Origin of the sequence: Burkholderia crassaminum, from assembly GCF_964265005.1 — a bacterium.
Lineage (GTDB): Bacteria > Pseudomonadota > Gammaproteobacteria > Burkholderiales > Burkholderiaceae > Burkholderia.
In genome coordinates, this window is the sequence record NZ_OZ183800.1 from 529,115 (window position 1) to 549,483 (window position 20,369).

A 20,369-nucleotide genomic window follows, 5' to 3' on the forward strand; every position below is an offset into this window, starting at 1 on the left:
CAGAACTGCGACAGACTGCGGATCGGTGATCTCATTGCAGGTGATGTTTTTTTGGGAGACACGAGTCATCGTCTCCTTATCGGCCGTCCCGCGGTCTGACGGGAATCAACCGGCCATCACTCGATCACGAAATACTTTTTGTTTCGGCAACCGGGATATTCGGATTCGGTCCGCATGGCGCCATGACTTTCGAAGTCCGGTTGCTTCGGAAGAGGGGCGGTGCGACGGGTGCGCGGAGGCAGGCCTTCGATTCGCGCGATGTGCGGGTGTCGTGTAGCGGGTCACCTACCGCCCACCGCCCACCGTCACCCGAACCTGACGCAATAAACCGGCGGCAAATGCGCCGACACCAGCCGCCAGTTTTCCCCGCCGTCGCCGGACGTCCATAACCCGCCGGTCGTCGACGCCATCGCGAGGCGCGTGCCCGAATCGTCCACCGCGAGCCCGTGCCGGTACACGAGGTCGTACGCCGGTGCGGGCGGCAGCCCGTTCGTGAATGGCTCGAAACTGCGCCCGCCGTCGCGTGTGCGCGTGACGACGAACCGGCCGTCCACCGGAATCCGGCACGCGTCCTTCACGGCCGGCACGAACCACGCGGTGTCCGGCTCGTGCGGATGCACGGCCACCGCGAAGCCGAAGCTCGAAGGCTGCGCCTCGATCCGGCGCCAGTGTTCGGCGCCGTCGGTCGAGCGGAAGATCGCGCAGTGATGCTGCGTCCACAGCACGTCCGGGTTGGCCGCGCACTGCACGACGCGGTGCGGGTCCTGCGCGTTGGGTTCGCCGCGCCGCTCGGGCGGCATGTAGTCGGCTTCCATGCCGTCGGCGGTCACACGCCACGTCGCGCCGCCGTCGGCGGTCTGCCAGACGCCGCCGCACGAGATGCCGACCGTCACGTGCCGGCTGTCGCGCGGATCGACCATCACCGAATGGATGCCCGGCGCATCGTATCCGCCGCCGCCCCATTCGGCGCGCTCCGGGCGATCCCACAATGCCCGGTTGAGCACCCAGGAACTGCCGCCGTCGTCGGAGCGGAACAGCCCGCCGGGAATCGTGCCTGCCCACAGCACGCCCGGCTCGTCCGCGCCACCGGCTTCGAGCGACCAGATCTGCTGGAGCGTCCACGGCGGCTGCGGCGGGCCGGGCGGCGCGTCGCCCGTGTCATTCGCGGCGCCCGTGCCCGCATGTGCGCGGGCGGGTGGGGCGTCGGCAGGCTGCGGCGGGTACACGGGCACCGCGCATTCTTCCCAGTCGGTGGCGCCTGCGCGCCTGCGGTGCAGCTTGACGCCGAAATGGCCGAGGTTCAGCGCCGCATACAGCGTGCCGTCGCGCGGGTCGGCGAGCGTCATGCTGACCGGCTCGCCGGCGAAGTGCGGCTCACCGAGCGCCCAGCCGCCGGTGCGGTCGGGCTGCAGCACGAACAGGCCCTTGCGGGTGGCGACGAGCAGTCGATCGTTCATGTGCGATGTCTCCTGATGGCCCGACCCGGCGTTCCGGCACACGGTCGGCGCTTGTGCATACGTCCCCTTATCCGCCCGTCAGCGCCTGTACGACATAGACCCGGCTGGCGCCGCCGAGCCCATCCGAAAGGTGCTGCCGGTCGCGTATCGGCTGGCCGTCGATGAATACCGACAGGTGTTTGCGCAGCGCACCCTGGTCGTCGAGGATGTAGCCGCGCAGTCGCGGCTGCTCGCTGAAAACGGTGTCGAATGCTTCGCCGAGCGTGTGGGCGTCGATTTCGCGTTCGGGCGTTTCGATATGCCGCTGGATCGACGCGGCGAAAAAGAGGTGCGCCATGGCGGTGGCTGGCAGGAGCCGCGCGGAGGGGACGGTCTTTAGTTTAGGCGATCCGTCAGGGGCAAAAAGGGGGACGTCGCGTAGTCGCGGTGCGCCGGCATGTCCGATCCGTCCCGGTCGACACGTTCGGGCGCATCGGCAACAATCCTGCCCGGACCGTCATCGCATGCCGGATTCGGCCGCCATGCCGATCGACGGTCGCATGTCATTCACTTGCCGATGAAGGAAATTCTTGTCATGTCTCGATCCGCGCTGTCGATCGTCAAGCCCGCCGTCGACGATATCGTCGCGGGCCGCAAGCGCGTGGAAATCCGGTCGTGGGCGCCGCCGGCCATTCCGTTGCGCGATCTCGTGCTGGTGCAGAACACGATCTTCCTGCGACAGGACGGGCAGGAAGATCCCGACGGTATCGCGCTCGCGTTGGTCGACGTCGTGGGGGTGCACGACTGGACGCCTGATGAAGCCCGCTCGCAAGGCAAGCAATGGTGTGCCGGATACGTGTGCTGGGAACTGGCGAATGTGCGGGCGATCGCCCCGCCTTTTCCGTGTGTCGCCAGGCGCGGCATCTATGCGTTGGCGGACGGTTTAGAAAAGGAATCCTGATGATTTATCAGGCATCCGGAGCCGGCCGCGTTCCCTTTCGACACACCAGAGGGGGCGAAACGACCGGTCACCCGGCGTGTGCCGGCCACCCGCGCTAAACCGGAATCGATCGCCCGCGAATCCTGATTCCGAGCCGCACGATGCCGATCACCGCATTCGACAGCCACGTGAGCAAGCGCGGCATGCCGCGCCGGCGGATATCGAGCAGCAGCACGATCCGCACGGCGTCGCTGTCGTTCCACACCTCGTGCATGAACGTGTCGTCCCACAGCAGGAAACGTCCTTCCGCGAGCCGGTATTCGTGGCCGTCTATCTTCAGCACGGCGGCCGGCGTGCCGTCCGCGCGCTTCGGCATCGACAGCACGAGATAGCCGCGCAGGATGCCGCGAAACGGCCCGCGATGCGGCGGGATGTGCTTGCCGGGTGCGAGGAACGACAGCGATGCCGACAGCACGTCCGGCGACGTCGCGATGATCGACGCGATGGTCGGGCAACGCGACAGGTTGCGCGGGAACGGCTGGCCGTACGCCTGCATGATGAACATCCGCCAGTCGCGTGCGTCGTTGGCCGAGATGTCGTATTGCTCGCGCATGATCTCGTGAAAGCGCGGGATGCGCGGCATGTCGCGGGCCACGGCGAATGCCTCTGCCTGGATGGCGGGCCACGCACGGACGAAGCGTTCAGCGTCGGGAAACGCGGCCGTATCGAGCACCGCACCGCCGTCGATATGGCGGTCGTACAGCGTGCGCAGCAGGCCGGCTGCATAGTCGTAAGCGACGGACATGGGCGATCGAAGGGCGATCCGAAAAGGGTGACATCAGTCTGCCCGAAGCGCGTCGGGCGCTGCGTTACGTCAGGTTACGCCGGCTGACGAAAGAATGACAGTTCCATGAACACCCGTTCCGGGCGCTCCCGAGGCCGGGGAAGCCGCGCGACTCGGATCGGGATACGCGGGAATAAACGCACGCGCTCCGTCGTCATACGGGTGTAGCACGTCGTCTCGTTGACTTCTCGAGGAGTGGATCATGAACAAGCATTGGCTGGTGGCCGCCGCCGTGGCGGCGATTTCTTTCGCGGGCGTCGCGGCGCCTGCATCGGCACAGGCGCTGACGCGCGCGCAGGTCACGCAGCAACTGATCGACGCCGAAAACCACGGGCTTCGCCTCGTGACCGATACGTCGTATCCGGACGTGAGCCCGCTGTTCCAGCAGCAGGTCGAACAGATGCCGCAGCGCCAGGCCGGCACAGCGGTCGGCAGCGAGCCGGCCGCCTCGTCCGATGCGGGCAAGCCGGCGACGATGGCGCCGCGCCAGCGTTCCGCCGCATGCGTCGGCCCGGCGAGCTTCTGCACGATCTATTTCGGCAGCTGACGCAGCCGCCTGCGTTCGCAGGGCAGGCATTCACCCAGGTTGATCGATACGGAACATTGAAGGAGTTCATGATGAAAGCATATATCGCAGTCCTGATGATGATCTGGGCGATCGTCGGTCAGTCGGCCTTTGCGCAATCGGCCGCGCCGCTGACGCGCGCGCAGGTTCGCGATGAACTGATGCGCCTGGAAGCAGCCGGGTACGACCCGGCGAAAGGAGACGAAGGCGAGTATCCGGCGGATATCCAGGCGGCGGAAGCGAAGCTCGCCGAGCAGGACCGGGCGCGGATGGCGGCTGCCGCCGCGCATGCACCGGCGCCCGGTATGCCGGCGCAGACCAGCAACTAGGTGTCGACATGATCTTGTGCGACTTCAGGCCGTCGTGTTCGCGGCACAGCCGTCCGGCAGCCCTTCGTGCCGCTCGACGCGACACAAGGGCGCCGGCCGCCGTGCCCGTCATCGCGCGCCGCTTCGCGCGGCGCCGCGATCATCTCGCCGGCCGCGCGCGATGGGCAGGCAGGCCGATCGCGCGATGAGCCGGAGCGAAGACGGTATCGGCCCTTGCGGCAGGCCGGTTCATGCGTGCAACGGCATGCCGTGCTGCCGGCCGGGGGATCACCAGGGCATCATGCGCTGCACGATCTGGTCGCGCAGCACGAAGCGGTGCGCCAGCGCCGCTGCCACATGCAGGCAAATGCCGGCGAACAGCACCCAGGCGAGGATGCCGTGCACATCGCCCATCGCGTGGCCGAACCCGGAGCCGGCCGCCGACAGCGCGGGCAACGGCACGATTCCGAGCAGCGTCACGCCCCATGCGCGCGACGACGCGTTGATCCAGCCGAGCAGCGGCACCGCGATCAGCAGCGCGTAGAGCGCGAAATGCGTGACGCCCGACAGCGCACGCATCGCGGCAGACAGGTCGCTCGCGGGCGGCCGATGCGTCACACGCCACAGCACGCGGCAGGCCATCGCGGCGAGCAGCGCGGTGCCCACGATCAGATGTGCGGCGATCAGGCCGACCGGCTGCGTATCGCGATGCACGTCGGGCATCGTCCAGCCGATCGCATATTGCGCGACGATCAGCGCGACGATCAGCCAGTGAAGAAAGCGCGCAACGGCGTCATATCGGGCGGGCGTGGACATGGAGACTCCTGGCGGACGATGGAGACGGTAACGATCGGGCGGATTCTACGGCCGTATCCTTAACGAAACGTTAAGCACGCGGCATCTCACGCGACGAGCGGTCGCCGGTTGCGCCTGCCGGCATCGCTGCGCCCGCGCCCGCCGACGGCAGCGCAATGGCGACACCGAGGCCCTGGCCGCCGATGCCGGGCCCGAACTGCACGGTGCCGCCGAAGTATTGCGCGATGCGCGTGACGATCGACAACCCGAGCCCGCTGCCGGGCGACTGCGCGCCGCTGCCGCGATAGAAGCGGTCGCCGAGCCGCTCGTGCTCGCCGGGTGCGACACCGGGCCCGTCGTCGCGCACGACGATGCGTTGCAGCGCGCCGTCGTCGTGCACGCCGAGCTCGATGCGGCCGCCCGGGCGACCGTACTTCACCGCGTTGTCGACGAGGTTGTCGAGCAGGATGCCGATCAGGATCGGATCGGCGTCGATCGTTCGTCCGGAGACGGGGCCGGCCACGAGGTCGATGGCCTTGTCCGCCGCCTTCGCGAGATGGCGGTCGAGGGCGGCTTCGACGAGTTCGCGAACGGCGACGGCGCGCGTCGGAATGCGTTCGTATTCGTCGAGCCGCGCGAGCAGCAGCAACTGGTCGGCGAGCCGCGCGCTGCGGTCGACGCCTTGAACGACCCGCTGCATCGCCAGTTGCTGTTGCGCCGGATTGTCGGTCGCGATGGCCACCTGGGCCTGGACCTTGATCGCGGCAAGCGGCGTCTTGAGCTCGTGCGCGGCGTCGGACGTGAACGCGCGTTCGCGCACGATCGATTGACGCAACCGGGCCAGCAGGCGGTCGATCGCGTCGACCAGCGTGCGCACTTCGTCCGGCACGGTGGCGATGTCGAGCGGTTCGAGCGAGCGCGCGTCGCGCGCGCCGATCATCATCGACAGCGTCTTCAGCGGTGCGAGACCGCGTCCGATCAGGTACCAGAGGAGGAGCGCCAGCACCGGGAGCGCGACGATCAGCGGCAGGACGATGCCGCGCGCGATGCCGGTCGCCAGGTCGCTGCGCGTGTTCGCGGTTTCCATCACGCGGATCCAGCGCCCCGACGCGCCGTCGCGCAGCGTGTGCGTGCGCCATGTCGCGTCGCGGATGACGATCGTTTCAGGGTCGCCGCGCGGGTCGCGCGCATCGGGCAGGCCGGCGGCGTCGGCCGGCAGGCTCGACGCGACGACCTGGCCCCGTGCGTCGCGCACCTCGAACAGCACGTCGCGCGGCAGGCGATCGCCGTCGGTTTCGGGGCCGGGTTTCGACCCGTGGCGATCCAGTTCGACGCGCGCGTCCGGCGGAACACGGGCGAGGCGGTCGAGGTCGGCAGGCGAGAGATTGACCAGCAGCGACGCATATTCGACGAGGCGGGCGTCTTCCCATTCGCCGATCTCGCGCGTCGCATACCGGAAGCTGCCGAACACGGCGACGAGCCACACGACGGTCACGCAGCCGAGCGCCATCGACGAAACGCGGCGCCGTATCGAGCGGGAGATCATGCGAGGTCGACGACGTAGCCGATGCCGCGAACGGTGCGGATCAGTTCCGCGCCGAGCTTCTTGCGCAGGTTCGAAACATGCACCTCGATCGCATTGCTTTCGATACCTTCCTGCCAGCCGTACAGGGCGTCCTCGAGGCGCGAGCGCGACTGCGGCGTGCCCGGGTGGCCGACGAGCTGGACCAGGATGGCCCACTCGCGCGACGTGAGCGCAATGCGCGATGCATCGCGTGTCACCGTGTGGGCGGTCAGGTCGATCGTGATGTCGCGCCACACGATCTCGTCGCCGGCGCGGCCCTGCGAGCGGCGCACGAGCGCACGGCAGCGGGCGAGCACTTCGGTCAGTTCGAACGGTTTCGCGAGATAGTCGTCCGCGCCGTCGTCGAGGCCGCGGACGCGGTCGGCCACGGTGCCGCGCGCGGTCAGTACCAGCACGGGGACGGTATCGCCCGCATCGCGCAACGCACGCAGCAGTTCGGTGCCCGATTTCCCGGGCAGGCCGAGATCGAGCACGACGAGCGCGAAGCGCGTCGTCGCGAGGGCGACGGCGGCTGCGTGACCGTCGCGCAGCCAGTCGACGTGATAGCCGGCCTGAGTCAGGCTGATCTCGAGGCCGCTGCCGATCAGGTCGTCGTCTTCAACAAGGAGGAGTCGCATGGTCGATTCGGGGGCGGATGCCTGCGATTGTACGAGCGCGGCCGCGCACGCCGTGCAACGGATTGTAATTGTGCGGGATCAAACTTCCCCCCGATTCTGAAGAACGCTTAAGGTTCGGCGGCGGCAATCCCGCTACCATCGGCCACAACATTTCCAGGGGGATTCTCCGCTTCCCCTGATCCCGAACCGGGTCAGGCCTGTCCGGCTGGCCCGTCAATCCGCGACCTTGCCGATCGATATCCGGTCGACGCGAGTCGCCCGTACGGGAGAGTCTTTCCTCATGGCACCCTCAACGATCGAGCGATGGCGCGCCTACCTGCTGATCGCCGCGCTGGCCGGCATGGTCGTTCAGTGCTTCGTGCTGGTTTCATTGCTTGCGCTGCGCGTACCCCAGGCATTTTTCACGACGATGACGTTTCGCATCTGGATCGTCGTCGCGATCGTCACTGCGATCCTTTCGGTTCGCAAGCTTGCCGAGACGGCGTTCAGGGCCGCGCTGGCATGCGGATTCGCACATGTGACCGGAATCGACCGCCACACGGTAGCAGTTTCATCCGATTGCGCGTACCGTCGCTTGGTCATCCTTCATATCCGGCTCAACGGGAATCGGTTCCGCTACGCACACGGGTGAGCCCGCCTTCGCGCGTGCCGGCCCCGAGCGGCGCCGTGGTCCGGCCGGGCCACCACTGAGGAGTCGCATGGTGTTGCTGCATGTGCTGCACGCGCTGGCCGGCGTGATGTCGATCGTCTGCGGATTGGGCGTATTGCTGGGTATTGCCTATACGATCACGGCCAGCGTGCTGGTCGGCCGGTTCTTTTCCCGGGCGGCGGCCCAGCCGAGCGAGTATCCGGGCGTGACCGTCGCGAAGCCGCTTCACGGCGACGAGTGGCAACTCGTACAGCATCTCGAAAGCTTCTTCGTGCAGGATTACCCGGGCCCGGTCCAGCACCTGTTCGGCGTGCACGATGCCGGCGACGCGGCACTCGCGGCCGTCGAGACGCTGCGTGCGCGCTATCCCGACGCGAACATCAAGGTCGTCGCCGATGCGCGGCTGTACGGGCCGAACCGCAAGATCGGCAATCTCGTGAACATGCTCGAACACGCGGAGTATTCGGTGCTCTGTTTCGCCGACAGCGACGTGCTGGTCGAGCGCGATTATTTGCGCGCGGTCGTCGGCGCGTTACAGCAGCCGGATGTCGGCATCGTGACGAGCGTGTATCGCGGCGTCGCGTCGCCGGGTTTCTGGCCCGGTGTCGCCGTCGCGATGACGAACTACCATTTCCTGCCGGGCGTGATCACCGGGCTCTTCATCGGGCGTGCGCGGCCATGCTTCGGCCAGACGATTGCGATCACGCGCGCGACGCTCGAGCGCATCGGCGGCCTCGTGCGATTCGCGCATCACCTGGCCGAGGATCACGCACTGGGCGAAGCGGTGCGGCAGGTGGGCGCGCAGGTCGTCATTCCGCCGTTCGTCGTCGGGCATGCGTGTGTCGAGGAGACGTTCGCGAAGCTGTACGCCCATGAATTGCGCTGGAGCTGCACGATTCGCGCGGCGGACCGGCTCGGTCATGCCGGCTCGGTGCTGATGCACCCGGTGCCGCTCGCGCTGCTGGCGCTGCTGTTCTCGGGCGGCACGGCCGCCGCGTGCTGGCTGGCGGTCGCGGCGCTCGCCGCGCGGGTGGTGCTGATGCTGAAAACGAGCCGTGCGACCGGCGCGGGCCTGCGCGGCGCGATCTGGCTGCCGTTCGTCGATCTCCTGCAGTTCTTCGTGTTCGTGTCGAGCTTCTTCTCGTCGCATGTCGTGTGGCGTGGCACGCGCTTTCACGTCGACCGGGAAGGGCTGTTGTCGCCGGTGAGCGAATCATGACGACGCAGGCGAACCCCGGCGCCGACGCGGCCCGGAACGCCGCGCGCAGCGACGCGCGGCTTCGGCACGCGGGGCAGGCGGCGGCGCTGGGCGGGCTGGCGCTCGCCGTGTGGCTGATCTGGCGTGAGCATCCGCTGGAAATCCTGCATCGCCTGCAGATCGCCGGCGCGGGGCTGCTGCTCGCGGCGCTGGCCCACCTCCTGCCGATGCTCGCGAATGCGTGGGACTGGCGGATGCTGATCCGCGGCCCGCGCCGGCCGTCGTTCGCGGCGATGCTGAAACTCGTGTGGATTCGCGAATCGATCAACGGCTTGCTGCCGGTCGCGCGGATCGGCGGCGAGATCGTGTCGTTCGGCCTGCTGCGGCAGGCGGGCGTGCGACCGGCGACGGCCGTGGCCAGCCTCGTCGCCGACATGCAGCTGACGCTGATCAGCCAGCTGGTGTTCGCGCTGGTCGCGATCGGCTACGTGCTCGAGCACGTCTCGTCCGATGCCGCGCGGGTGGCCGGGAACCTCGCGATCGGCATGGCCGCGCTGGTGCCGGTGCTGCTGCTGTTCGCGCTGGTGCAGCATGCGCGGCCGTTCGAGCGCGCGATGCGCGTGGTCAACCGCATCACGAGCGGGAAGGTGGTGGCGCTCGTCGGCGAATCGGCGCGTACCGATCAGTCGATCCGGATGATCTGGAGAAAGACCGGCATCGTCGTGCGCTATCTCGCGATCTGGCAGACCCTGCAGTTCGTGGGGTACGCGCTGGAAATCTGGCTCGCGCTGTATTTCCTCGGCGCGGAGCCGACCTTCGCGCAGGCGCTCGCGATCGAGGCGCTGATCCAGCTCGTGAGCAGCATCGCGTTCCTGATGCCGGGCGGACTTGGCGTGCAGGAGGGCGGGTTCGTGCTGATCGGCGGGCTGCTCGGGTTCGATCCGCCGACGTGTCTCGCACTGGCCGGCGCGCGCCGCGTGCGCGACTTGCTGTTCTATCTGCCGGGCCTGCTCGCGTGGCAGTGGGCGGCCGGTTCGGCGAACCGGCCGGGCGGCACGAACCGCGCGTCGTTGCCCATCGGGGAATCCGCGCGGCCGCATTGATGCGGCCCCGTACCCCGTGCCCGCTCGGTGGGCGGTGCCCGGCGCGGGAATCAGCGCCGTTCGTCGGCGAGATGGCTGCGGATCACGTCCGCGAACGACGTATCGCCCCTCAGCCCGAGCGCCTCGGCGCGCGACGTATCCCAGCGGCCCGGCCAACTGCCGACGATCTTCTCGACGCGCTCGTCGGGCACATGGCGGATCAGCTTCACGACTTCGTCGCCCGCGACTTCGCGCAGCGCCGCGATCATTTCGTCGACCGATACCGACAGGCCGGGCAGGTTGATCACCCGTTTGTTGCCGAGCTTCGCGCTGTCGATCTCGCAGCCCGCGACGAGTGCTTCGATCGCGCCGCGCGGCGACAGCAGCCACAGCCGCGTCGAACCCGGTACCGGGCACACGCTTTCCTCGCCGTTCAGCGGCTCGCGGATGATGCCGCTCGCGAACGACGACGCGGCCGCATTCGGGCGGCCCGGCCGCACACTGATCGTCGGCAGCCGCAGGACGCGGCCGTCGACGAAGCCGCGCCGCGCGTAGTCGCACAGCAGCAGCTCGGCGATCGCCTTCTCGGCGCCGTACGACGATTGCGGGTTCAGCGCGGTGTCATCCTGCACGACGTCGGGCAGCGTGCCGCCATAGACCGCGACCGAGCTCGTGAACACGACGCGCGGCTGGTGGCCGCGCGCGCGGCACACTTCGAGCAGCGTGCGCGATGCGTCGAGGTTGATCCGCATGCCGAGATCGAAATCGGCCTCGGCCTGCCCGCTGACGATCGCCGCGAGGTGGAAGATCGCACCCGTTTGCGTGTCGATCGCGCGTTCGAGCACCGCGCGCTCGGCGATGTCGCCGACGATCGACGTCACGCGCGCGTCGCCGAAATCGCTGCCTTCGACGACGTCGAGCAGCACCAGCTCGTCGATCTTCTCGCTGCGGCCGTCGGGGCCGGTCAGTTCGCCGCGCTCGAGCAGCTTGCGCGCAAGACGCTGGCCCAGAAAGCCGGCGCCGCCGGTGATCAGTACTTTCATGTTTGTTGCCCTCTGAGGAATGCGTGAATTACAGGTACGGTCAGGGCCTATTCCCGCCAATAACGGGCTTGCGAACGTGCCTTGCCGGCTGCAGTGCAAGAAGCAAGGAGCGCCGTTTGGCCGAGCCAAACAAGCGACGCGCGACGCCGCAATGCGGCCGGCAAGGCACGTTCCCCTGCTTGGAAAAAATCATTCGTGGGGCTGGCCGCCAGAAGGGCCGATCGCCGCGTCATGCTCCTCGCGAATACGTCGAGTATTCGCTTCGTCGCATTCCTTGCGCTCGGCCCTTCTGGCGGCCAGCGCAAGCCCGTTATTGGCGGGAATAGGCCCTAAGCCAGCCGAGCCCTTCCGACGTGCCGGCCTTCGGGCGGTACTCGCAGCCGATCCAGCCGTCGTAGCCGAGCGTGTCGATCAGCTCGAACAGGTACGGGTAGTTGAGTTCGCCGAGATCCGGCTCGTGGCGTTCGGGCACGCCGGCGATCTGGATATGGCCGATGCCCGCGAAATCGCGCTTGAGCTTCATCGCGAGATCGCCTTCGACGATCTGGCAGTGGTAGCAATCGAACTGCACCTTCAGGTTCGGCGCGCCGACTTCCGCGCGAATCGCCTGTGCGTCGTCCTGGCGGCTCAGGAAATAGCCGGGCATGTCGCGCTGGTTGATCGGCTCGATCAGGATCGTGATGCCGTGCGCGGCGGCGGCCTGCGCCGCATGCCGCAGGTTCGACAGGTAGGTGTCGCGATGGCGTGCACGGTCGGCACCCGGCGGCACCATGCCGGCCATCACGTGCAGCTTCTTGTTGCCGAGCACGCGTGCATAGTCGAGCGCCTGGTCGATGCCGCGCCGGAACTCGTCCTCGCGGCCCGGCAGCGACGCGGTGCCGCGTTCGCCCGCGGCCCAGTCGCCGGGCGGCGCGTTGAACAGCGCCTGTTCGAGGTTGTGCGCGTCGAGGCGCGCGCGGATGTCCTCGGCGGCGAAGTCGTACGGGAACAGGTACTCGACGGCCTTGAAGCCGTCGTAGGCGGCAGCGGCGAAGCGTTCGAGGAACGCGTGCTCGGTGTACATCATCGAGAGGTTGGCGGCGAAGCGTGGCATGGCAGCGGGTCCTGTGAATGAAGGGGGCGGGGCGTACGGGGCCCCGCGTCGAATGGCAACTCAGCGGATCAGCGGTTCACGAGTTTCCCGGGCGTGAGCCACACGGCGATCGCGCCGATCACGAGCATCGCCGCCAGCACGTACATGCCGGACGCCGTGCTATGCGTGACGTCCTTCAGGTAGCCGATCACGTACGGGCTCGCGAATCCGGCGAGGTTGCCGACCGAATTGATGATCGCGATCCCGGCGGCAGCCGCGGAGCCCGCGAGGAACGCGGTCGGCAGCGACCAGAACAGCGGCGCGCAGGTCAGCACGCCACCCGCCGCGAGCGACAGGAACACGATCGACACCGCTGTATTGTGCGAGTACGACGCGGCAACCGCAAACCCGAGCGCGCCCATCAGCGCCGGCACGATCAGGTGCCAGCGGCGTTCGCGGCGCTTGTCCGCGCTGTGGCCGAACAGGTTCATCACGACGATCGCGACGAGGAACGGGATCGCGGACAGCAGGCCGATCTGCAACGTATCGGTGATGCCGGTCGATTTCACGAGCGTTGGCATCCAGAACGTGAGGCCGTACTGGCCCGTGACGAACGCGAAGTAGATCAGCGACATCCACCACATGCGCGGGTCAGCGAACACGGCCTTCAGCGAATGGCCGTGCTTCTGCTGTTCCTGCTGTTCCTGCGGCTGCGCGGCGATCTCGTCCTCCAGCAGTTGCTTCTCGCGCTCGTCGAGCCACTTCGCGCTGCGGATGCTGTTGTCGAGATACAGGATCGTCGCGATGCCGACGAGCACGGCCGGCACGGCTTCGATCATGAACATCCATTGCCAGCCGTGGAAACCCGAGCCGCCGTGAAAGCGCTCCATGATCCAGCCCGACAACGGGTTGCCGAAGATGCCCGACACGGGAATCGCGGACATGAACACCGCGATGATCTTCGCGCGGCGATGCGACGGGAACCAGTACGTGAGATACAGGATCACGCCGGGATAGAAGCCGGCTTCCGCGAGGCCGAGCAGGAAGCGCAGCACGTAGAACTGCGTCGGCGTCTGCACGAATGCGAACAGCGCGGACAGCAGGCCCCACGTGATCATGATCCGCGCAATCCAGATGCGTGCGCCGATCCGGTGCATCAGCATGTTGCTTGGCAGTTCGAATAAAAAATAGCCAAGAAAGAAGATGCCGGCGCCGAGCCCGAACACGGTTTCGCTGAACGCGAGGTCCTGCGACATCTGCAGCTTCGCGAAGCCGACGTTCACGCGGTCGAGATACGCGACCACGTAGCAGAGCATCAGGAACGGCACGATGCGCCAGAACACTTTCTTGTAGGTGCGGTCGAGTTCCGCGGCGTGGGCGGGCGCAGCGGGCGAGCGGCCAGCGGCCGCGTCGAGAGCAGTCATCGTCGTCTCCAGGGTGTTGTCTGCCGGCGGCGCGTACGCCGCCGGATCATGTGTGTGCTGACGGAAGGGCCCGCGCACACGGCGGGCATGGAAATCGTTGCGTGGTGCGTCGTTACCAGCGCGCGCCGAAGCTCACGCGCAATTCGTCGAGCGCGGCGTCGTCGAGTGGTTCGGGTTTCGGGTTCGTCATCAGCCACAGCCGCGCCGTTTCCTCGAGTTCTTCGAGCGCATACGACGCGTGCGACACCGACGCCCCCCACATCACCGGGCCGAGGCGGTCGAGCAGCACGCCGCGCACCTGGTCGGCGAGCGCCGCCACTTCGGCCGCGACGCCCGGATCGCCGGGGCGGCGGTAGCGGATCAGCGGAATGTGGCCGACCTTCATCACGTAGTACGGCGTGATCGGCGGCAGCACGTCGGTGTCGCGCCACACGCCCGCGAGCGTCAGCGCGACGAGGTGCGTCGAATGCGTGTGGACGACGCCGTTCGCTTCGGCATTGCGTGCGTAGATGCCGCGATGCAGGGCGAGCGTCTTCGACGGCTTGCCGCCCGATACGGGCTGGCCGTCCGTACTGACTTTCGCGATGTCGTTCGGGTCGAGCCGGCCGAGGCACGCGTCGGTCGGCGTGATCAGCCAGCCGTCGGGCAGCCGCGCGCTGATGTTGCCGGCGCTGCCGACCGCGTGGCCGCGCGCGTACAGGCTGGCGCCGACGACGCAGATCTCTTCGCGCAGTTTCGCTTCGTTGCTCATCGTGCGGCTCCATCCAGCGCGCGCAGCGCCTTGTCGAAAAAGTCCGTGGTGCCGAAGTTGCCGGACTTCAGCGCGAGGCCGAGCGGCTGGGTGTCGATGGTTGCAGTCGCCGGCACGCCCGGATCGATCTGCGCGCCGATCTGCAGCGACTTCACGTCGAGCGCCTGCACGACTGCGCCGGACGTTTCACCGCCGGCGACAACGAACTTGCGCACGCCGAGATCACGCAGGCCGCGCGCGATTGCCGCGAGCGTGGTTTCGACGAGATGGCCGGCGGCGTCGACACCGAGCGCTTGCTGCACAGCCTTCACTTCGTCGGGCGTCGCGGTCGCGTAGATCAGCACGGGCTGCGGCAGGTGCGAGCGCGCGAACGCGAGCGCCTGGTCGACGACGGGTTCGCCGCGCGATGCCGCGAGCGGATCGATGCGGAAGCTCGGCCGCGTGGCGCGCCACGCGGCGACCTGCGCATTGGTGGCCTTCGACGCGCTGCCGGCTAGCACGGCCGACAGGCCGTCGATGCGCGGCAGCGACGCCGCGTTGTCGCGTTCGGGCAGTTGCTCCGCGCGGCGGAAATTCGCGGGCAGGCCGAGCGCGATGCCCGAGCCGCCGGTGACGAGCGGCAGGCCCGCGCAGGCTTCGCCGAGCACGTAGAGGTCGCGGTCCGACAGCGCGTCGGCGATCGCGAAGCGCGCGCCTTCCGCGCGCAGCTGGTCGATCCGCGTGCGCACGGCGGCCGCGCCCAGCGCGATTGTGTCGTAGCGGATCAGGCCGACAGGTGACTTCGTTTGCCGCTGCAGCACGCGTACGAGGTTCGCGTCCTTCATCGGCGTGAGCGGATGGTTCTCCATCCCCGATTCGTTCAGCAACACGTCGCCGACGAACAGGTGGCCGCGATAGATCGTGCGGCCGTTCTCGGGGAACGCCGGGCAGGCGATCGTGAAGCCGCCGCCGGCCGCATCGAGCAGCGCATCGGCGACGGGGCCGATGTTGCCCGCGTCGGTCGAATCGAATGTCGAGCAGTACTTGAAGAAAAATTGCCGGCAGCCTTGCGCGCGCAGCCATTCGTACGCCGCGAGCGATTGCGCGACGGCGTCGGCGGCGGGGAGCGTGCGCGACTTCAGCGCGACGACGATCGCGTCCGCGTCGAGCGTGTTGCCGGCTGCGGCGCCGTCGGCGGGCACGCCGATCGTCTGCACGGTGCGCATGCCGCTCTTGACGAGCATGTTCGCGAGATCGGTCGCGCCGGTGAAATCGTCGGCGATGCAGCCGAGCAGGGGACGGGAAGCGGAAGCGGTCATGGCAGGAACGTCGTTCGAATCAGCGGGCAGGCGGCAGCGTGATGCCGGGGAAAGTCTTGATCACGGCGGAATCGTCCTCGCCGCCGTGGCCGGCGCTCGACGCGCTCATGAACATCTGGTGCGCGGTGGCCGACAGCGGCAGCGGGAACTTGCTGCGGCGCGCGGTATCGAGCACGAGGCCGAGATCCTTCACGAAGATGTCGACGGCCGACAGCGGCGTGTAGTCGCCGTTCAGGATGTGCGGCACGCGGTTCTCGAACATCCACGAATTGCCGGCGCTGTGCGTGATCACGTCGTACAGCGCGTCGGCGTCCACGCCTTCGCGCAGGCCCAGCGCCATCGCTTCGGCCGCCGCAGCAATGTGCACGCCGGCCAGCAGCTGGTTGATGATCTTCACTTTCGAGCCGATGCCGTGTGTGTCGCCGAGGCGATAGACCTTGCCGGCGATCGCGGCGAGCACGTCCTCGCAGCCCGCGTACGCGGCGGCCGGGCCCGACGTCATCATCGTCATCTCGCCGGAGGCCGCCCGCGCGGCGCCACCCGACACGGGCGCATCGAGCATCTGCAGGCCGGCGGCCTCGATGCGTGCGCCGAGCGCCACCGCGAACTCGGGCGCAACCGTCGCACTTGCGATCACGACGCCGCCCGGCTTCATCGCCGCGACCGCGCCGTGCTCGCCGAACAGCACCGTTTCGGTCTGCGCGGCATTGACGACGAGCGTGACGACGACGTCGCACTGCGCGCCGAGTTCGGCGGGCGTCGCGCAGGCGATGCCGCCTTCGGCGGCGAACGCCTGCAGCACGGTGTCGCGCACGTCGCATGCGTGCACGCGCAGGCCGGCGCGCAGCAGCGAGCGGGCGACGCCGAGGCCCATCGCGCCGAGGCCGATGACTCCAACATTTCGTGACATGGTCAACCTTGATCGATTCGGGAGAGGGGCGGCGCCTGATCGGGCAGCGGCCGCCGGTTTCAGCAGATGCCGGCTTCCGCGAGACGGCGGGCGGCGTTGTACATGTGCGTGCGCGCGGCGTTGCGTGCAGCCATCGGGTCGCGCGCGCGGATCGCATCGGCGATCGCCGCGTGTTCCTCGCGCACCTGGCGCGAAAAGTCCTCGCGTGTCGCCTCGTTGCGCCGCGTGACTTTCACACCGGCTTCGAGGTACTGGTTCAGGAACTGCAGCGTCTTCAGGAAATACGGGTTGCCGGTGACGGCCGCGATCGTGCGGTGGAACGCGACATCTTCCGCGACACCGTCGCGCCCTTCGGCCACCGCGTCGTCGATCTTGCGCAGCGCATCGTCGATGTCGGCCATGTCGTCGTCGGTGTGATGCAGGGCCGCTTCGGCCGCGACCTCGGCCTCGATCGCGCGGCGCACCGCGAGCAGGTGCGGCAGCGAGGTGGCCTCGACCGCTTCCGCGTAGTCGATCCGCAGCGGCCGGATCGCACCGTGCTGGTTCACGTACACGCCGCTGCCCTGGCGCGGCTCGACCACGCCTTCGTTCTTCAGCCGCGAGATCGCCTCGCGGATCACGGTGCGGCTCACGCCGAATTCCTGCGCGAGCACGGCTTCGGTCGGCAGCTTGCCGGTGGCGGAGAAACTGCCGACTTCGATCTGCTTGAGCAACTGCTGCGCGACGTGATCGCTCATCGCACGGGCGGGAATTTTCTCGAACATGGTGCTCTGGTTTGTCAGGTTATGTGGTCATCATACAAATTTGAGTGTGCGACAGCATCCGGGATAACCCTCGGTTAACGGGAATGAACGTCGGTCAAGTTGAATGAAACCGGTTCCAATTAAGGCTAATTTGACGTGATCCGGTTGATTTCGCGTTCAGTTGGAAACGAGCGGGTCGAGGTCCGGTGCATGGGCGCGCCGGACCACGCACGGTCAGGCGTCGTTGAGGAGAGGTCGGATCTTATGGTCGCAGATTTGCCACGCGACCTGCCCGGGGTGGCTCAGGACGAGGGTCCCGAAGCGGGCGGAAAAGCGTTTGAGTTGAAGTGCGTCGAGATGTTGTCCGGGAAAGCACAGTACCCCGTACCGGCCCAGATTTGTCCTGATCGCGGCAATCTCTGGTTCATCGAGTGGCCGGCTCAGATCGACAGCGTCGACTCGTGCGCCGAGGTTTCCGGTACCGGGCGTGATCTTCATGAAATACCCCGATTCTGAAATGCAGCTTTATGGACGTTTTTAAAAACGACGATATGCATGCATTTCCGATCAGAACATGATCATTATTCCGGTCAATGCCCATCCGGTTCTGAACCACGCGTAGATCCCAGCCATCAGCATAAATATCAGGACGATCGCGCACAGGTCGATCGCCGGGGAGTCGGGATCGACCTGTGTATGGCGATGATGCGATGGGGATTCCGCATGAGTCCGGTTGCCACGCACCCGTCCCCCCGACTGGTATCCGACTCCAGTCAACCTGCGCTTGACCGCCGGGATTACTCGCGTAGCCACGTGTTGAACCTCGATTTGCGAAACGGCATAACGAAAATCTGGCTTGTTTACATCTGAACATTCACGGTCATCTTATATTTACCAATTTGCAATGTAAAATATCCGCTTGGTTTTATATGCATATAAATTTTGTATGCTCGGGAGGCGGAATGGAATTGCGTCATCTGCGTTATTTCGTGGCGGTGGCCGAGGAAGAGCACATCACGCGCGCGGCGGAGCGGCTCGGCATCCAGCAGCCGCCCCTCAGCCAGCAGATTCGTGATCTGGAGCGCGAACTGAATGTGTCGTTGTTCGAGCGCACGGCCCGCAGCATCCGGCTCAATCCGGCCGGCAGGATTTTTCTGGAGGATGCGCGTGCGTTGCTGGCGCTGGCCAATGCTGCCGTGTTGCGTGCGCAGCAGGCCGATCGTGGCGAACTTGGCAGGATTTCAGTCGGTTACACCAGTTCGGCGTCGTTGCATGAAGACGTACCGCGCGTCATCCAGCAGTTCCGGTCCTGTTATCCGCAGGTGCGGCTCGAGGTGCACGAGAATACGACGCGCGACCTGCTCGATGCCGTTGCCGCTCGCGCGGTCGATGTCGCATTCGTTCGGTCGTGGCCGTCTCGATATCCGGGGCTGTGCGCACTGACGTTGACCGAAGAGGCAATGTCGGTCGCGTTGCCGACCCATCATCCGCTGGCGCGCGAAACCCGGCCGATCGCACTGGGCGCGCTTGCCGACGAACCCTTCATCATGTATCGCCGGGCAGAAGGGCCGGGGATCTGGGACGATCTGCTCGCGGCCTGCCGGCGAGCCGGGTTCGTCCCGCGCGCGGTCGAAGAAGTGCCCCGCTTGCTGTCGGCGGTCACGATGGTGGCGGCCGGACTCGGCATTTCGATCCTGCCGCGTTCCGCGCAATCGCTGCATCGGGGGAGCGTCGTATTCCGTCCGCTGGATGACGCTTCGACCTTCCACGTGCCGCTCAATCTGGTCTATCCGGCCGAACTCGACCTGTTGCCGGTGGCGCGATTCGTCGACATCGCAAAGGAAAGTCTCGCCGTGCGGCCGGCAGGCAAGCGGTAACGGGGCACTATCGCAGGCCAGTGAGCGCTCGCCCACCTACGCTCAAGCGTCTTCTTCCGCGACGATATCCACGCCGCCAGCCGCCACTTCTTCCCCGCCGCGCTCCCGATAAGCCGCCGGCGGCACGCCGAACTGCTTGCGGAACTCGCGCCCGAGGTGCGACGCATCGGCGAACCCGCAGCTCGATGCGATATCGGCCACCGTTCGATCCGAACTCGTCAGCAGCCACGCGGCCGTGCGCAGCCGCACCTGCTTCGCGAACGCCTGCGGGCTCTTGCCCGTTTCGGCCTTGAACAGCCGCTCGAGCTGCCGCGTCGACAGGTCGAGCTTGTTCGCGAGCTCGTCGAGCGACAGCGCCCGCCCGACGTGCTGTTCCATCAGGAGAATCGCGCGCTTGACCTTTGGGTGCGTCGCCGGTTCGAGGCCCGGCGGATGCGGTTGCGGCGCATTGCCTTTCTGCATCTCGCCGACCAGCAGGATGCGCAGCGCCTTCTGCACGGTCGCGTGATCGAAATGGCGCAGCAGGATCGCGGCGGCGACGTCGATCGACGCGCGACCGCCCGAACAGGTGATGCGGCGCCGGTCGATCACGAACAGCCGGTCGGCGATCAGCAGGTCGGGATCGGCAGCCGGAAAGCGCTCGATGAAATCCCAGTAATGGAACCAGCTCACGCAGGTGCGGTAGCCGTCGAGCACGCCGGCGCGCATCAGCGTGAACACGCCGGTGCAGATGCCGACGACGGTTGCGCCGCCGGCTGCCGCGCGGCGAATGAAGTCGAGCGTCTCGGGGCCCGCCTGCGGCCCCGAATGCAGCAGCCCGCCGACCACCACCACGTAGTCGAACGGCTCGGCCGCGTCGAACGTTTCCCACGGCGTGATCTGGATCCCGCAGCTCGCGCGCACCGGCGCGAGCGTCTCGCCGATCACGCTCCACGCGCAGCGCACAGGCTTGCTGTAGTCGCCGTCGTCCGCCGAGAGCCGCAGCATGTCGACGAAGCCCGAGAAGGCCGTCAGCGTGAAGTTCGGCAGCAGCACGATGCCGAAGCGGATGCGGCGCGGCGCGGGTTCTGCGAGGGGGGAAGCGGGTACGTCAGGTGTCATCGCGGCCAATCTCTTCACGCCGGGCGGGCGGTCTCACTCAGTCTGTTGATACGGGTGATGCGGGTACGGCAGTCGGGCGCGGCCGGGGCGGCGCGGATGAAGCCAGCGTCGCCGATCGGCTCCGGCCCGAC

At 67.3% G+C, this 20,369-nt stretch carries 22 protein-coding genes; 7 read left to right on the forward strand and 15 right to left on the reverse strand.

All coding sequences use genetic code 11. From position 1 onward, the window contains the following. Nucleotides 1-305: 305 nt before the first annotated feature. Both ACPTTF_RS19465 and ACPTTF_RS19470 read right to left on the reverse strand, forming a co-directional pair. A complete protein-coding gene (locus ACPTTF_RS19465) occupies nucleotides 306-1,457 on the reverse strand; it encodes a WD40/YVTN/BNR-like repeat-containing protein (RefSeq protein ID WP_423367814.1) in 1,152 nt (383 codons plus the stop codon). Between the two features lie 67 nt (nucleotides 1,458-1,524). Next, the gene (locus ACPTTF_RS19470) at nucleotides 1,525-1,794 is read right to left on the reverse strand and encodes a MoaD/ThiS family protein (RefSeq protein ID WP_166965433.1); all 270 of its coding nucleotides are present in this window, start codon (nucleotides 1,792-1,794) and stop codon (nucleotides 1,525-1,527) included. Between the two features lie 99 nt (nucleotides 1,795-1,893). Between ACPTTF_RS19470 and ACPTTF_RS19475 the strand changes: the two genes are divergently transcribed. Next, nucleotides 1,894-2,397, forward strand: a complete 504-nt coding sequence (locus tag ACPTTF_RS19475; RefSeq protein ID WP_423367815.1) for an ASCH domain-containing protein — start codon at nucleotides 1,894-1,896, stop codon at nucleotides 2,395-2,397. A 94-nt stretch (nucleotides 2,398-2,491) separates the two neighbouring features. On the opposite strand, the gene ACPTTF_RS19480 is transcribed toward ACPTTF_RS19475, so the two are convergent. Next, on the reverse strand, nucleotides 2,492-3,181 hold the full coding sequence (locus ACPTTF_RS19480) for an aspartyl/asparaginyl beta-hydroxylase domain-containing protein (protein ID WP_423367816.1): 690 nt from the start codon (nucleotides 3,179-3,181) through the stop codon (nucleotides 2,492-2,494). A 241-nt stretch (nucleotides 3,182-3,422) separates the two neighbouring features. Between ACPTTF_RS19480 and ACPTTF_RS19485 the strand changes: the two genes are divergently transcribed. Both ACPTTF_RS19485 and ACPTTF_RS19490 read left to right on the forward strand, forming a co-directional pair. Then, nucleotides 3,423-3,767: a DUF4148 domain-containing protein gene (locus ACPTTF_RS19485; protein ID WP_166965429.1), complete on the forward strand. Its 345-nt coding sequence runs from the start codon at nucleotides 3,423-3,425 to the stop codon at nucleotides 3,765-3,767. 71 nt (nucleotides 3,768-3,838) lie between these two features. Then, nucleotides 3,839-4,114 (forward strand): DUF4148 domain-containing protein, encoded by a 276-nt coding sequence (locus ACPTTF_RS19490; protein WP_423367817.1) that lies wholly within the window; start codon nucleotides 3,839-3,841, stop codon nucleotides 4,112-4,114. Nucleotides 4,115-4,381: 267 nt separating this feature from the next. Here ACPTTF_RS19490 and ACPTTF_RS19495 read toward each other — a convergent pair whose 3' ends face one another. From ACPTTF_RS19495 to ACPTTF_RS19505, 3 genes are all read right to left on the reverse strand, one after another. Continuing rightward, nucleotides 4,382-4,909, reverse strand: a complete 528-nt coding sequence (locus ACPTTF_RS19495; RefSeq protein ID WP_423367818.1) for a cytochrome b — start codon at nucleotides 4,907-4,909, stop codon at nucleotides 4,382-4,384. Nucleotides 4,910-4,979: 70 nt separating this feature from the next. Next, the gene (locus ACPTTF_RS19500; RefSeq protein ID WP_423367819.1) at nucleotides 4,980-6,434 is read right to left on the reverse strand and encodes an ATP-binding protein; all 1,455 of its coding nucleotides are present in this window, start codon (nucleotides 6,432-6,434) and stop codon (nucleotides 4,980-4,982) included. Further along, nucleotides 6,431-7,090 (reverse strand): response regulator, encoded by a 660-nt coding sequence (locus ACPTTF_RS19505; protein WP_423367820.1) that lies wholly within the window; start codon nucleotides 7,088-7,090, stop codon nucleotides 6,431-6,433. The genes ACPTTF_RS19500 and ACPTTF_RS19505 overlap by 4 nt, the downstream gene beginning before the upstream one ends. A gap of 226 nt (nucleotides 7,091-7,316) precedes the next feature. Between ACPTTF_RS19505 and ACPTTF_RS19510 the strand changes: the two genes are divergently transcribed. The 3 genes from ACPTTF_RS19510 (at nucleotide 7,317) to ACPTTF_RS19520 (ending at nucleotide 10,040) form a co-directional block, all read left to right on the forward strand. After that, nucleotides 7,317-7,721, forward strand: a complete 405-nt coding sequence (locus tag ACPTTF_RS19510; RefSeq protein ID WP_166965419.1) for a hypothetical protein — start codon at nucleotides 7,317-7,319, stop codon at nucleotides 7,719-7,721. 67 nt (nucleotides 7,722-7,788) lie between these two features. After that, nucleotides 7,789-8,958: a bacteriohopanetetrol glucosamine biosynthesis glycosyltransferase HpnI gene (gene hpnI, locus ACPTTF_RS19515; protein ID WP_423367821.1), complete on the forward strand. Its 1,170-nt coding sequence runs from the start codon at nucleotides 7,789-7,791 to the stop codon at nucleotides 8,956-8,958. Further along, nucleotides 8,955-10,040 (forward strand): lysylphosphatidylglycerol synthase domain-containing protein, encoded by a 1,086-nt coding sequence (locus ACPTTF_RS19520; protein WP_423367822.1) that lies wholly within the window; start codon nucleotides 8,955-8,957, stop codon nucleotides 10,038-10,040. Before hpnI ends, ACPTTF_RS19520 begins: the two co-directional genes overlap by 4 nt. A 50-nt stretch (nucleotides 10,041-10,090) precedes the next feature. On the opposite strand, the gene denD is transcribed toward ACPTTF_RS19520, so the two are convergent. The 8 genes from denD to ACPTTF_RS19560 all read right to left on the reverse strand — a co-directional run bounded on the left by denD (nucleotide 10,091) and on the right by ACPTTF_RS19560 (nucleotide 17,758). After that, nucleotides 10,091-11,062 (reverse strand): D-erythronate dehydrogenase, encoded by a 972-nt coding sequence (gene denD / locus ACPTTF_RS19525; RefSeq protein ID WP_423367823.1) that lies wholly within the window; start codon nucleotides 11,060-11,062, stop codon nucleotides 10,091-10,093. A 310-nt stretch (nucleotides 11,063-11,372) separates the two neighbouring features. After that, nucleotides 11,373-12,155, reverse strand: coding sequence for a 2-oxo-tetronate isomerase (gene otnI, locus ACPTTF_RS19530; protein WP_423367824.1), 783 nt, complete (start codon nucleotides 12,153-12,155; stop codon nucleotides 11,373-11,375). A gap of 68 nt (nucleotides 12,156-12,223) precedes the next feature. Further along, nucleotides 12,224-13,558, reverse strand: coding sequence for an MFS transporter (locus tag ACPTTF_RS19535; protein WP_423367825.1), 1,335 nt, complete (start codon nucleotides 13,556-13,558; stop codon nucleotides 12,224-12,226). Between the two features lie 112 nt (nucleotides 13,559-13,670). After that, entirely contained in the window at nucleotides 13,671-14,309 is a 639-nt protein-coding gene (locus ACPTTF_RS19540; protein WP_423367826.1) for an aldolase, read from the reverse strand. Next, on the reverse strand, nucleotides 14,306-15,607 hold the full coding sequence (otnK, locus tag ACPTTF_RS19545) for a 3-oxo-tetronate kinase (protein WP_423367827.1): 1,302 nt from the start codon (nucleotides 15,605-15,607) through the stop codon (nucleotides 14,306-14,308). The genes ACPTTF_RS19540 and otnK overlap by 4 nt, the downstream gene beginning before the upstream one ends. Before the next feature lie 19 nt (nucleotides 15,608-15,626). Next, nucleotides 15,627-16,583, reverse strand: coding sequence for an L-threonate dehydrogenase (ltnD, locus tag ACPTTF_RS19550; RefSeq protein WP_423369849.1), 957 nt, complete (start codon nucleotides 16,581-16,583; stop codon nucleotides 15,627-15,629). After that, the gene (locus ACPTTF_RS19555; RefSeq protein ID WP_423367828.1) at nucleotides 16,577-17,281 is read right to left on the reverse strand and encodes a FadR/GntR family transcriptional regulator; all 705 of its coding nucleotides are present in this window, start codon (nucleotides 17,279-17,281) and stop codon (nucleotides 16,577-16,579) included. Before ACPTTF_RS19555 ends, ltnD begins: the two co-directional genes overlap by 7 nt. Before the next feature lie 213 nt (nucleotides 17,282-17,494). Next, the gene (locus tag ACPTTF_RS19560) at nucleotides 17,495-17,758 is read right to left on the reverse strand and encodes a TauD/TfdA dioxygenase family protein (protein ID WP_423367829.1); all 264 of its coding nucleotides are present in this window, start codon (nucleotides 17,756-17,758) and stop codon (nucleotides 17,495-17,497) included. 464 nt (nucleotides 17,759-18,222) lie between these two features. On the opposite strand from ACPTTF_RS19560, the gene ACPTTF_RS19565 reads away from it, so the two are divergent. Further along, nucleotides 18,223-19,137 carry a LysR family transcriptional regulator gene (locus ACPTTF_RS19565; protein ID WP_243771836.1) on the forward strand — a complete coding sequence of 305 codons (915 nt, stop codon included), beginning with the start codon at nucleotides 18,223-18,225 and terminating at the stop codon, nucleotides 19,135-19,137. Between the two features lie 42 nt (nucleotides 19,138-19,179). On the opposite strand, the gene ACPTTF_RS19570 is transcribed toward ACPTTF_RS19565, so the two are convergent. Then, a complete protein-coding gene (locus tag ACPTTF_RS19570; RefSeq protein ID WP_166965399.1) occupies nucleotides 19,180-20,238 on the reverse strand; it encodes a GlxA family transcriptional regulator in 1,059 nt (352 codons plus the stop codon). Nucleotides 20,239-20,369: the final 131 nt, after the last annotated feature.